A 13,209-nucleotide genomic window follows, 5' to 3' on the forward strand; every position below is an offset into this window, starting at 1 on the left:
AAAGACTCCAAAAAATATAAATTTAAAAATAAATACAATTAAAACAAGTGCTTAACATACTGGCACACGCTATGCAATAACCTGAATAGCAAATTAAATTAATAGTTATTTAGGTAGTAAGCTATGACCATTCATGTAAAAAACAACATTCACTGGGTAGGCCAACGCGACTGGGAAGTACAAGACTTTCACGGTACAGAATATAAAATGACTCGCGGAACAAGCTATAACAGCTACCTCATCCGCGAAGAGAAAACAGTATTAATCGACACCGTAGATCACCGATTCAGCCTGCAATTTATTCAAAACCTAGAAATGGAAATCGACCTGCAAAGCATCGATTTCATTGTGATCAATCACGCGGAAGAAGATCACTCTGGCGCGCTCTCTGCGTTAATGGAAAAAATTCCTAATACGCCAATTTATTGCACCGAGGCGGCGATTGATTCAATCGTAGGACACCACCATCATCCAGAATGGAACTTTAAGACCATAAAAACCGGTGACAGCCTTGATATCGGTAATGGTAAGCAGTTAATTTTTGTAGAAGCACCCATGCTACATTGGCCAGACAGCATGATGACCTACCTAACAGAAGACGCCGTGCTATTTAGTAACGACGCCTTTGGTCAGCACTATTGTGACGAGCACTTGTTTAACGACGAAGTCGATCAAAATGAGTTAAAAGAACAGTGCCTTCGCTACTACGCAAACATTCTTACACCGTTTAGCAGCTTGGTGACAGCCAAAATCAATGAAGTACTCAGCTTCAACTTGCCGGTTGATATGATTGCCACCTCACACGGCGTAGTGTGGCGTGACAACCCAGCTCAAATCATTCATCAATACCTTGAATGGGCCAACAACTACCAAGAAGACAAGATCACTATTTTTTACGATTCTATGTCTAACAATACACGCATGATGGCAGATGCTATTGCCCAAGGTATTCATGATGTTGATCCCGGTGTTGCGGTAAAAGTGTTTAACGTATCCAAGCACGACAAAAACGAAATCCTCTCTCACACCTTCCGCTCTAAAGGCTTATTGGTAGGCTCATCCACCATGAATAACGTAATGATGCCTAAAATTGCAGGCATGTTAGAAGAGATTACTGGATTGCGTTTTAAAGAAAAGAAAGCGGCCGCTTTTGGTAGTTATGGCTGGAATGGCGGTGCGGTAGACCGTATCCATACTCGCCTAAGCGATGCGGGCTTTGAAACAGCAATAAGCTTAAAAACCAAATGGCGACCAGATGGCAAAGCCATGCGCGAATGCCGTGAACATGGTCGCCAGATAGCCAAGCAATGGGCGCTACATTCCTTAGATAGTGTATCGGCCCAAGTACAAAAATCAGGCACAACAGCGGCTGTAAATCAAACCGCTCCTGCTAGCCATGCCATCAGCGAAACCAACACCACCACCGCCCACCCTGCAGATTGCCAGTGCATGATCTGCACCGTATGTAACTGGGTTTACGACCCGGCAATAGGTGAGCCAAACCAAGGTGTAGCAGCTAATACGCCCTGGGCCAACGTGCCTGAATACTTCCTCTGCCCCGAGTGTAACTTGGGCAAAGATGTATTTGTTGAGCATAACGGATAATAAGAGGAGCAATGATGCCTGCACCTATCATCATTATTGGCAGTGGCTTTGCTGCTTACCAGTTAGTAAAAACACTACGTAGAACAGACTCTCAGTTGAGTATTCAGGTCTTCACCTCAGACGAGGGCAATGAATATAACAAGCCTGACCTTAGTCATGCCTTTAGCAAACAACAAAGTGTTGAAGCCTTAATTCAACTACCTGCAGCAGAATTTGCCAAGCGTTATCAGCTTGAGTTGTTTGCCAATACTAAAGTAGAGAGCGTTGATACCATCACGCAAACCATTGCGGCCAATGGTCAGCTTTATCCTTACTCAAAGCTTGTTTTCGCCACTGGCGCCAACACCTTTGTGCCTGAGATCAAAGGTAATAATGCAACCAGCATTATTACTTTAAATAGCTTGGTGGAATACCGCCAAGCTCAAGCAAGCATTAACGCAAGCTCTAGCGTGTTAATAATGGGCGGCGGCTTAATAGGTGTAGAGCTCGCGATGGACTTACGCGCCAACGGTAAAGAAGTCATTATAGTGGAGCCCAACAGCCGCTTACTTGCCAATGTTGCTCCCGATTTTGTTGCCCTACGTTTAGAGCAACAACTGCATGAAGCGGGCATAACCCTCGCCCTGTATGACAGCGTAATGTCTTTAAATACAACCGAGGGTGAAGCAACAACAACCGTGACCAGCAAACAAGGAAAAACCTTTAAGGTAGATACAGTAATTTCTGCCGCTGGTTTACGTGCCAACAGCCTCCTAGCAACTCAAGCAGGTATTGCTGTAAACCGTGGAATAGTCGTTAACAAGCAGTTAGCAACGTCGGCCAAAAACGTTTATGCCATTGGGGACTGTGCAGAAATAGACGGCAAGGTTACGGCTTACCTACAACCGATTATTTTGAGTGCCAATGTGTTAGCCAAGCAATTACGCGATCAGCCAGCACAATTAGCACTCACCCCAATGATGGTGAAGGTAAAAACGCCCGCTTATCCTATTCAAGTAGGTGGCAGCTTTGATGCTGATTCAACATGGAAAGTAGGCTTTGAGAAGCAAGGCCTAGTCGCAGAGGCATACAACGCTCAACATCAAATGACTGGTTTTGTCGTCACCGACCAACAGCTTAATCAAGCCTTCCCACTTTTACGCAAAATATCGGGTCAATAGCCTTACTTAGCGGCAACAAAGAGGAGTAAATACTATGTACCAATTGTTTTTAGAGAACCAAACGGCAGAGCACCATCTAGAAGAAAGCCGACATAGTTACCAGCAACTTGGCATAACTAAGCAAGCAAGATTGCGCTTATTAATGCCTGTTGTCTTATCTCTGGTTGCCGCTTTGCGACAGCAAACCAACAGATTAGTAACAACAACTAAGCCCTAGACTAATTATTCACTACCAAGAGGAAATGATTATGAGCCATCAGCGAATTCCAGCCACCTGGACGATTCAACGCTCTACGCCATTTTTCACCAAAAACAACGTACCTGCAGCATTACTGAGCCACCATAATACGGCGGAAGGTGTATTTGGCCAGCTCTGCGTAATGGAAGGTACGGTAACCTATTACGGCTTTGCTGATGCAGAAGCCACTGAGCCAGAGGTAAAAGTAGTAATAAACGCCGGAAGTTTTGCCACTAGCCCACCACAATACTGGCACCGTATTGAGTTGAGTAACGATGCCCAATTCAATATCAACTTCTGGTCGGCTACCGATAAAACAGGTGAGAAGATGTTTAATAGTAAGTAAATAAGCAAAGTACTAATAAGTACTAACTTACGTGCTTAAACCCAATAATACCGAAGGCATTAATGCCTTCGGTATTTTATTCAAGCTTTAACTCAAGCAACAGTTGTCAGCTTAACTCCCTAGCTGATGCGCGGTAAGCATCGCAGACAACACTGCCTGAGCGCTTACCGGGAATGGCATGTTGTGAATGGTTTCACCATCGGCACAAGAAGCCTCTGCCACACTCAACAGTTTATCTCGGTTAATTTCTTTTACGCCCATGTCCGTGAGGTTGGTTGGTAAACCAATCGACTTACAAAAATCTATCACTTGGGTAATTTCTTCCAGTGGTGCATTTTCTAACACGAGCTGAGTCAGTGTGCCAAAGGCGACTTTCTCACCGTGGAGTAAATGATGACACTCTTCCAGCTTGGTTAAGCCATTATGAATCGCATGCGCAGCGGCTAAACCAGAGCTCTCAAATCCAAGACCACTTAAGTAAGTATTGGCTTCAATAATGTTCTCTACCGCTTTAGTGCTGACTTTGTTTTCAACCGCTACTTTGGCTTTAAGGCCATCGGCCAATAAGGTTTCAAAACACAATTTAGCCAAAGCTTGGGCGGCGCGAGTGGGTGCACCACCCGCCATGGTGGCTTTGCCAGAGTGCATATTCGCGCGCGCTTCAAACCAAGTAGACAGGGCATCTCCCATGCCGGCAACAATTAAGCGAACTGGCGCCGCAGCAATAATGGCGGTGTCCATAATCACCATGTTAGGGTTTGAAGGGAACATCAAGTACTCGCTAAACTCGCCTTCAGGGGTGTAAATCACCGCCAACGCGCTGGTTGGCGCATCGGTAGACGCAATCGTTGGCACAATCACCACGGGCAACTTAGAGTAAAAAGCAACGGCCTTGGCGGTATCTAAGGTTTTTCCGCCGCCAATGCCAATAATGACATCGGCATTAACTGAGCCTGTTTTATCGATTAAGCGGTTAATTTCGTCGCGTGAACATTCGCCATTAAAAACATCAAAATCTACTGCCTGATCATTGAAGCTAGCTTCAACAGTAGCTTGAGTTAAACCCATGACAAAATCATCGGCAATCACTAACGGTTGCTTACCGTAAGTGGAAACATACTGGCCAATGTTATGCAGAGCGCCTTCACCTTGAATGTATTTGCTGGGTGAAATTATAATCTTATCCATGTTGTTCTCCTTACTTGTTCAATGATTCAAATACTTGCTCAACGGCAAATGCACCAGGGTCTTTAACCCCATTCAAGGTATCGCTGTTTAAATAAGAAGAGCGACCGGCATTGGCTTTAGTCATATCTAAAGTGCTATTTGCGCCAGCTTTAGCAGCTTCAACCGCAGCGGCAAAGCCGTTAGCCCCCCAAGCCTCAAAAGCAGGGTAAAGTGCATCAATCATGGTGCGATCACCTACCGCGGCACCGCCGTACTCCATCATTCGCGCTAAGCCAGACTGGAAAGCAGCAACTAAGTTATTTGTCGCGGTGAACTCGCGACCGGCAGCAGTGAAGAAAATGGATAACAATACCCCTGAAGATCCGCCCATTACCGTGGTTAACTGTTGGCCAATCACGGTCATTAACAGTCCCGGCTCATTTAGCGGTAGTTGATTAGCGTCTAACTCAGCCAGCACTTTACGTGCTCCAGAAGCAAAGGTAGAACCGGTATCACCGTCACCTACAATGGTATCCAAGTGATTGAGCGCTGCTTCGTTGTCGATAATGGTGCTGCACACGGTGCGTAATGCGTTTGCAACGGCCTCATTTTGCGAAGGGCTAAATGTAATCTGCGAAGATTGAGATTCACATTGGGTCACCACCACGGTTTGTTTTTTACTTACGCCAGGCCACGCAGCCGTTACGGTATCGCTAAGCAATGCTTGGCGCTTAAGCTCATCAAGCTTCAAGATAGAGATCGAAAACCCCTTCATATCAATGGCGGTCATTAAGGGCGCAGGGCCAATAAATAACTCAGCGTTTTTCCCAAGGTTTGATTCAACAACATCTTTAGTCACCACGTTCATTTCAATCGGTGACAAGCCGCCTAAATTATTAATTAACACCGCATGGCATTCACTTGGACAAGCAGTGAGTAGCTTGTCAGACATAATGCTCACTAGCTCTTTGCACTGGCGTAACTCAATGGTTTCAATGCCCGCTTCACCATGAATCCCTAAACCTAACTCTGCTTTGCCAGCCGCAATGCGGTCTGCACTATCATCACCCGGCAATGTACAACTACTTAAAGCGATGCCAATACTGGCGATAGAATCAATGGTATCTTGCGCAGCTTTTGTCACCGTCGCTAAGTCTTCGCCTTGCTCGGCTACATAACCGGCCACCTTATGAACAAATAGGGTACCGGCAATGCCACGTGGTTTAGGGTTTTCGGGAATAGAGATATCGTCACTCACTATCACCATCTCTACGTTGCGGCCCATTTCTTTGGCTTTCTCACAAGCCAAGCCGAAATTAAGGCGATCTCCGGTGTAGTTCTTAATCACCACTAAACAACCGGCATCGCCAGTCACATGCAAAATAGCGTTTAGTACAGCGTCTACACTGGGAGCCGCAAATAAGTCACCGCATACTGCTGCGGTTAACATACCTTTACCCACAAAACCTGCATGGGCTGGCTCATGCCCAGAGCCACCGCCACAAATAATGGCTACTTTGTCTTTTTGCCAATCAGTTCGAGCAATCACCTTAATGTCATTACCAAAATCTAAGCGAGTTAAGTTGTTGTGCTGCTGCGTATACAAGGTGCCGTCAATCGAGTCATTTACCCACGATTCTCGTTCGTTAATCACTAAATCAGCCATCTAAAATCTCCGTAATATGCTGCTATTCTAAATCTCACAAAAACTGTTTAACTGTATTGCTAACCGTTTCACCGCAAAGATAAGCGCTTGATAAGGCTGTATTGCTTGCCTACCCCAACATGCCATGAGCAGCGCCTATTTGGTGGCAAGCCCAAAAATGGAAACGTTTACATTTAAATGTAAAAAAACAACTGATATAAGCTAACTAGTGGTTTTCTTCCAATCGAGCAGTAAAGCCCGCTTCCAGTACCGAAGCGCTGATAGAAAGCCCAAAAAAGCAAAGCATATGCTTTAATATTGGTACATCAATCAACCAAAGGCCTAAATACAAGGTCTGCAATAATTAGGAACATAATGTGTTCCTGCTCGGCCTTTAAAGCAAACAGTTTAATGTAAACGTTTACAAAAATGTGAGGTTTGGCAAGAATATGTGATGCTAGGGCCATGCCCCAAGGTAAAATATGAAACCAAAACTGGCGTCAAGAAGTGGCGTATCGGTGGCCTGAGCCACTAAAGATTAGCGGTGGGATTCACTGCAGCTCGTTTACATTACTGCTAAAAAAAGGAGGGCACAGAAGCCCTCCTCATTCGCTAAGGTCTAGTAAACAGCTTCTGGTTTCTCTGGCAAAGCAGAAGGTTTTTCAGATACTTGAGCAGGCGTACTTTCTTGCTCTGTCACGCTTAAGGCATCTTGAATAATATTCGAATGGCCTGTCAGTAAATCTTCCAAACAGCCATTGTTTTTATCCACTAACCCCACCTCTTTAAGCATTGCGTCTACCAATGGCGCATTAGCGCGGTAACCTAAAGCGGCTTCAGTCACTTGCTCAGCAAGGCCTTTATTGCCGCCTCCCGAACCACCATCCACTGCTCCACCCTTGCCAGCACCATAACCCTGTAAGATTTTAATGCCCTCTATATTCTCTAAAGGCTTAACCGCACTGGCGACTAGCTCTGGCAGAATTTTTAAAATGGCCAGAGATTTTTGCAACTCTACCTGCTCGTCACGCAAAGTATTCTCAGCTTCGTACATGGCTTGCTTACCGGCAGCCTCTACTGCATAAACTTTCTCATCAGCATCGGCCAGTAGTTTCTTAGCATCGGCTTCGGCTTTAGCTTCAATTAAAATAGCTGATGACTTATCTTGTGCTACTTGCTTCTCAGCTTCTGCTTGAACGGTGATACCCACCGCGTCACGCTCTGCTTCTTTAAGTGCGTCAATTACCTCAATCTCTTTACGACGATTGGCTTCGGCAATTTGGCGCGCAGTGGTTACCGCTTCACTCTTTTCAACCATCAGTTTTTCAGCTTCGGCAGCTTTAGCACGAGCCGCTGATTCTTCTTCTGATTTTTGCGCAACCGCAATTTGTTTGTCTTGCTCAGCCACTTCTAAATCGCGTTCACGCTGAATCGAAGCCTGCTCTAACGCCTTACTCTTATCAATTTCACGGGTTTCAATATCGCGTGATTTTTCGATTTCGGCAGACTCTAGCGCGCGCTCTTTAGCAATCTCGGCTTCACGCTCTTCTTGCTCTTTCATTTCGCGGCTTTTGGCAATCTCGGCTTTTTGCTCAGCACGTTTAAACGCCAACACTTGCTCTTGGTTTAGCTTGGCTTCTTCTTCTTGCTTATTCACTTCAAGAGATTGTTTCTCAGCTTCTAGGTTACGCTGCTCAATCTTGATGCGGTTCTCTTGTTGAATGTCGTTAGTTTCTTTGCGTTTCTCTTCAATGATTTTAGTTAATCGAGCGCGGCCTTCGGCATCAAAAGCGTTGTTTTCATTAAAAAACTGCAAGTCGGTTTGGTCAAAACCCGTTAACGAAACAGATTCCAGTTCTAGACCGTTTTTCTCCAAATCGTTCATCACGTTCTGTTGTACTTTTTGCACAAAATCAGAACGCTGCTCATGCATCTCTGTCATCGACATTTCTGCCGCTACCGAGCGCAACACGTCAACAAACTTAGATTCCATCAGCTTTTTCAGCTCCTCTACTCGCATGGTGCGCGTACCCAATGTTTGCGCCGCCATCGAGATACCTTCGCTGTTAGGCGCTACTCGTAAGTAAAAGTCAGCTTTAACATCTACCCGCATTCTGTCTTTAGTAATCAAGGCGTCTTTCTGAGTCTTTTCTACTTCAATGCGCAGGGTATTCATATTCACCGGAATGGTTTCGTGTACCACTGGCAACACAATAGCACCGCCATCTTTCACCACTTTTTCGCCGCCTAAACCGGTACGTACAAAAGCGGTTTCTTTGGTCGCTCGGGTATACAATTTGGCTAAAATCAAACCAATGGTGAAAAAGGCAATAAGCCCCACACCGACCCAAATTAAGTAAAACATTATGCTATTGCTACTTCCTAAAAAATCCACACTTTATCCTTAATGATCGTTTAATAATTCGTTGAGTTTGCTGGCGGTCCAATATTTTTTATGGCGCTCTAGTAGAACAATGGCGGTGCCCATAGGAAACGAATCATCGCTATCTATAGGTTGCACCATTAAATAGTGTTTTTGCCCATGTTGGTCTACACACACCGCTTCGGCTGGGCTGCCGATGGTAGCGGTACCAATAGTTATTCTGGCTTGTAGACCTTTAAAACCGTGTTTAGATACCGCGCTAGATTGACTTTTAGGGAACACCTTGGCGATGCCTCGTCCTAAAAACCGAGTACTTAGAATCGCAAACACCAGTGCTGCTAGATGGCTAACAAAAGAGGGAAATAACCAATTCCCATTGGAAAGGCTTAAATAGTTCACCGTGAGACCGGCCAAGCCAAAACTGCTTAAAAACAGAATAAGCCACACCAACAATGGCAACTGATGTAGATACAACCAACCCAACACACCTGAGAGCGCGCCGCTATTTACGTCGGCATCCATATCAATATCTATATCAATGGGCAGTAAGTCATCCAGTGTATTTAATAAACTTAAGCCTATTAAAGAACCCAGTATTTCAAATAAGGCCAAGCCCAGTACAAAGGCTAAACAAATTGTAAAACTGGTATTAATATCAGCAACTAAAAAATCGTACATTCAGCATCCTTTCTGCCGTAAACCTACATGTTAAAAAGTGGCACTTTACGAAACAAGATTAACCGCCAGCCATTAATAAATTATTATGGCCACTGTTAACCTTGGTTTTTAATGCTCATATTTTCCCAAAAGAAACATCATGGTTAAATATTCCACAACGCATTTGAGCGATATACATAACGATAAGGGGGAATTAAGGTAAGCGGACAAACTAACAATATAAGTACTGAACCTAACAAGGCGACTGAAACACCACCTTCACCCGCTAAATAAGCCACTTGGCCAATCACTGCAAATAGCAGAACAAAGGCCATTAGCAAGGCTTCTAACCATAGCAGTATCTTCCAAAGCGTTACTGTTGGCAGCGCTTTTTGATAAGCATAACCGTAATAGGGAACTAACAGTACCGCTGTTATGAGCGTTGATAGCAACACCCCAATAGCTGGTTTATCTTGATATACGCTAAGCAAAATATTAGCGATGGTGGCAATTACACCAAGCCAAAAAAATACTTTCCATTTAAGCAACGCACCGACTCCCTTCGAATGTTTTACCTTAAGATTAGTAACATTTAAATCACTAACCTTTATTGACCAAGATTCTACTAAGATAAGCACGGCCTTAATAGACTTTTTTGCTGTTAAGGCCATTTTTGCAATGCAGCGCTTACCCAGTGAGTCGTACGTAATTTTTATAAACTGATGAATACAAAAAAGGCGAATCATATTGATCCGCCTTTATGGCTTGTTTTAAATACTTATCGTCATCAGTAAAGGGTTATTACCATCACCAACAATATTGAGAAAATATTTAGGCGCTCGCTTCATAAGAAAAGTGTTTACCTAGCAGCGCATGGTAGAAATCATTATCAGCTAATACTCCCACCAGCACACCCTCATCAGCCAGTAACACCGGTAACCCTGTTCTATAGCGAATTTCTAAACCTTCACGCATAGACACATCAGCCGGAGCAATCACTTGGCTATCTTTACTTAGGGATTCTATGTTGTCGCCCTCTTGCCACCTATGCAGAGGCAAAAGTTTGTTTCCGCGTGTTACCGATACCACCTGCTTTAAATGATTCACTTCAATGTAGCTTTGATCATACTCGCTCAATACCAGCTTATCGTTTTGGGTTTTAAGCTCACTGGTTTCGGTCATTAAAGAACGACCACACAGCACATTTAGCGGATTAGTATGCGCAACAAACTCTCTTACGTATTCTGTTTTGGGGTTAAGCACTATGTCTTCTGGTCTACCGTGCTGTATTACACGGCCCGATTCCATAATGGCAATTTTGTTGCCCAGCTTTAGCGCTTCGTCTAAATCATGGCTTACAAATACGATGGTTTTGTTTAGCTTACGTTGTAGCTCTAACAGTTCATCTTGTAGCTGGGTTCTTATCAAAGGATCCAGCGCCGAGAACGGTTCATCCATTAATAAAACATCGCTATCCATGGTAAATGCTCGCGCCAGCCCAACCCTTTGTTGCATGCCACCCGATAGCTCATGCGGGAAGTTATCTTTCCACTCGGCTAAGCCAACGAGCTCGAGAGTTTCTTCGGCCAAGCGTCTGCGCTCGGCTTTGGCGATGCCTTGCATCTCTAAGCCAAATGCAGCGTTATCTAACACGCTTAACCAAGGCATGAGGGCAAACTTTTGAAACACCATTGAAATGCGATTGGTACGCAAGTGGCGCAAGGCGGCTTTATCACAACTAGCCAAATCAATCGGCTGGTCACCATCTTCAATAGTGAGTGAACCACGAGTAACCGTATTCAGCCCATTAATCGCCCGTAACAAGCTCGATTTCCCCGAACCAGACAAGCCCATTAATACGCAAATCTCGCCCTTTTTAATATCAAGGCTAACATCGTGAACCCCTACCACGTCGCCAGTGGCATCGATAATCTCTTGGCGACTAGCGCCTTGATCCAGCAAAGCTAAAGATTTGGCGGTTTGAAAACCAAACAGCACATCTAAGTTTTTAATACTAATTGCACTCATGCCTATCCCTCTTTGCTTTGGCTAGCGGGGCTTTTACATAAGCGATCTAAAATAATCGCCACCAATACAATCGCTAATCCAGCTTCAAACCCCTGGGCAATGTTCACCGTGTTTAACGCGCGAACCACTGGTTTACCTAGGCCATCGGCCCCTACTAGCGCGGCAATTACCACCATCGATAAAGACAACATAATGCACTGAGTTACCCCTGCCATAATATTTGGCATTGCCGCCGGAAGCTCAACCTTAAGCAGTAATTTCAGTCGGCTAGCGCCGAATGCTTTACCAGCTTCAACCAGTTCAGCTGGTACCCGGCTAACGCCTAAATAAGTGAGACGTATTGGAGCAGCAATGGCAAAAATAATGGTAGAAATAAGACCCGGAACCACCCCTAAACCAAATAGCACTAAGGTGGGAATTAAATAAACAAAGGTGGGAATGGTTTGCATCAAATCGAGAATGGGCCTGAGTATGGTGTATAACCAAGGTTTATGTGCGGCAACAATGCCGATTGGCACGCCTACCAACAACGAAATAGTGGTAGCACTTAGCACCAATACCAGCGTTTCAAGCATCTCTTCCCAGTACCCTAGGTTCATAATCAGTAGCAAGGCAGCTACGATAAATACCACGAGGGAAATACTGCGGTGCAAAAACCACGCTAATAAGGCGGTAACCACAATGGGCACCGAAGGCGGAAACCATTTAAATAGCTCCACCAAAAACATAATTACTGATTCGAGGGTATACGACACTGAGTCAAAAAATCCGGCAGCGCTGTAGGTTAGCCAATCCACGAAGATGGCCATCCATTCACCTAATGGGATTTTATGCTCTGTAATAAAGTCCACTGTTACTCCTTAATGGTCTGTATTGTGTTGATTAAATTAATAAAATAACGCTAACTCGCTGTGGCAGTTTGCCGCAGCGAGCTAAACGCGAACTAGATGTTTAAGTAAGTTTGTAGCGCTTTGCTAGCATCACTACCGTCACGCGCAGTTACTTGCTTAAGCCATTCAGCAAAGGCTTCAGGATTAGCTTTTAACCAGGCTTTGGCTGCTGCATCAGGCTGTTGTTTGTCATCTAAAATGCTCGCCATCAGTTGGTTTTCCATTTCCAAATTAAAGCTTAAATTTTTAAGCAACTGACCTACGTTTGAACAGGTTTCTAGGTAGCCTTTACGCACGTTAGTGTAAACATTAGCGCCACCGTAGTTAGGGCCAAAGAAGTCGTCGCCACCGTCGAGGTAAGCCATATCAAAATTGCTGTTCATTGGATGCGGCGCCCAGCCTAAAAAGGCCACCCATTGCTCGCGGTCAACGGCGCGTTTTACTTGCGACACCATGCCCGCTTCGCTTGATTCAATCAGTTTGAAACCTTTTAGATCAAAAGCATTTTTGTCGATCATATCTTGAATAAGGCGGTTACCATCATTACCTGGCTCAATGCCATAAATACGACCTCGAAGCTGTTCTTTATGCTTGGCCAAATCGGCAAAGCTATGTACGCCCGCATCGTAAACATATTTAGGTACCGCCAGGGTGTACTTAGCACCTTCTAAATTGGCGCGCACCGTTTCAACGGTTCCTTGCTCGCGATACTTGGCAATGTCGGCTTCCATGGTAGGCATCCAGTTACCTAAGAACACGTCGATGTCGTTGTTGGCCATAGACGAGTAAGTCACAGGCACAGACAACAACTGAGTCGTGGTTTGGTAACCCAAGCCTTTAAGTAGTTCACTGGTAATTGCGGTTGTGGCAGTAATATCTGTCCAACCTACATCAGAAAAACGCACTGTGTCACATTGCGCGGCAGCAACGGTTGAGGCTGAAAAACTCAGTAGTAAAGCGGTACTACCAATAATGGCGCGTTTAATCGGTGTATTGTTCATGACTCTTCCTTTTTAGTCCGTAGTGAGCGTTAGCAGGGCGTACATTCAGCCCCTAACAAATTCTTGCGTGTAGCAAACTACTGGAGCGA

Annotated in this window: 12 protein-coding genes; 4 read left to right on the top strand and 8 right to left on the bottom strand. The window is 44.8% G+C overall.

Going from position 1 to position 13,209, the window contains the following annotated elements; genetic code table 11:
* Positions 1-123: 123 nt before the first annotated feature.
* From norV to FFR00_RS04895, 4 genes are read left to right on the top strand one after another with little or no spacing between them, the layout of a single operon-like run.
* Entirely contained in the window at positions 124-1,605 is a 1,482-nt protein-coding gene (gene norV / locus FFR00_RS04880; RefSeq protein ID WP_137672244.1) for an anaerobic nitric oxide reductase flavorubredoxin, read from the top strand.
* An 11-nt stretch (positions 1,606-1,616) separates the two neighbouring features.
* Positions 1,617-2,765, top strand: a complete 1,149-nt coding sequence (norW, locus tag FFR00_RS04885) for an NADH:flavorubredoxin reductase NorW (RefSeq protein ID WP_235836158.1) — start codon at positions 1,617-1,619, stop codon at positions 2,763-2,765.
* Between the two features lie 34 nt (positions 2,766-2,799).
* A complete protein-coding gene (locus FFR00_RS04890) occupies positions 2,800-2,982 on the top strand; it encodes a hypothetical protein (RefSeq protein WP_137672245.1) in 183 nt (60 codons plus the stop codon).
* 31 nt (positions 2,983-3,013) lie between these two features.
* Entirely contained in the window at positions 3,014-3,349 is a 336-nt protein-coding gene (locus tag FFR00_RS04895) for a DUF1971 domain-containing protein (protein WP_137672246.1), read from the top strand.
* 111 nt (positions 3,350-3,460) lie between these two features.
* Here FFR00_RS04895 and FFR00_RS04900 read toward each other — a convergent pair whose 3' ends face one another.
* The 8 genes from FFR00_RS04900 to FFR00_RS04935 form a co-directional block, all read right to left on the bottom strand.
* Complete coding sequence (locus FFR00_RS04900; protein WP_137672247.1) at positions 3,461-4,537, bottom strand: glycerol dehydrogenase; 1,077 nt, start codon at positions 4,535-4,537, stop codon at positions 3,461-3,463.
* Between the two features lie 10 nt (positions 4,538-4,547).
* Complete coding sequence (locus FFR00_RS04905) at positions 4,548-6,182, bottom strand: dihydroxyacetone kinase subunit DhaK (RefSeq protein ID WP_137672248.1); 1,635 nt, start codon at positions 6,180-6,182, stop codon at positions 4,548-4,550.
* A gap of 598 nt (positions 6,183-6,780) precedes the next feature.
* A complete protein-coding gene (locus FFR00_RS04910; RefSeq protein ID WP_137672249.1) occupies positions 6,781-8,526 on the bottom strand; it encodes a flotillin family protein in 1,746 nt (581 codons plus the stop codon).
* Positions 8,527-8,565: 39 nt separating this feature from the next.
* Positions 8,566-9,222: an OB-fold-containig protein gene (locus FFR00_RS04915; RefSeq protein ID WP_137672250.1), complete on the bottom strand. Its 657-nt coding sequence runs from the start codon at positions 9,220-9,222 to the stop codon at positions 8,566-8,568.
* A 143-nt stretch (positions 9,223-9,365) separates the two neighbouring features.
* Positions 9,366-9,947 (bottom strand): hypothetical protein, encoded by a 582-nt coding sequence (locus FFR00_RS04920; protein ID WP_137672251.1) that lies wholly within the window; start codon positions 9,945-9,947, stop codon positions 9,366-9,368.
* A gap of 85 nt (positions 9,948-10,032) precedes the next feature.
* Positions 10,033-11,229, bottom strand: coding sequence for a choline ABC transporter ATP-binding protein (gene choV / locus FFR00_RS04925; RefSeq protein ID WP_137672252.1), 1,197 nt, complete (start codon positions 11,227-11,229; stop codon positions 10,033-10,035).
* 2 nt (positions 11,230-11,231) lie between these two features.
* The gene (gene choW, locus FFR00_RS04930; protein WP_137672253.1) at positions 11,232-12,080 is read right to left on the bottom strand and encodes a choline ABC transporter permease subunit; all 849 of its coding nucleotides are present in this window, start codon (positions 12,078-12,080) and stop codon (positions 11,232-11,234) included.
* Positions 12,081-12,172: 92 nt separating this feature from the next.
* The gene (locus tag FFR00_RS04935) at positions 12,173-13,120 is read right to left on the bottom strand and encodes a choline ABC transporter substrate-binding protein (protein WP_137672254.1); all 948 of its coding nucleotides are present in this window, start codon (positions 13,118-13,120) and stop codon (positions 12,173-12,175) included.
* Positions 13,121-13,209: the final 89 nt, after the last annotated feature.

This window comes from Agarivorans sp. Toyoura001, assembly GCF_005405585.1.
Taxonomy (GTDB): Bacteria; Pseudomonadota; Gammaproteobacteria; order Enterobacterales; family Celerinatantimonadaceae; genus Agarivorans.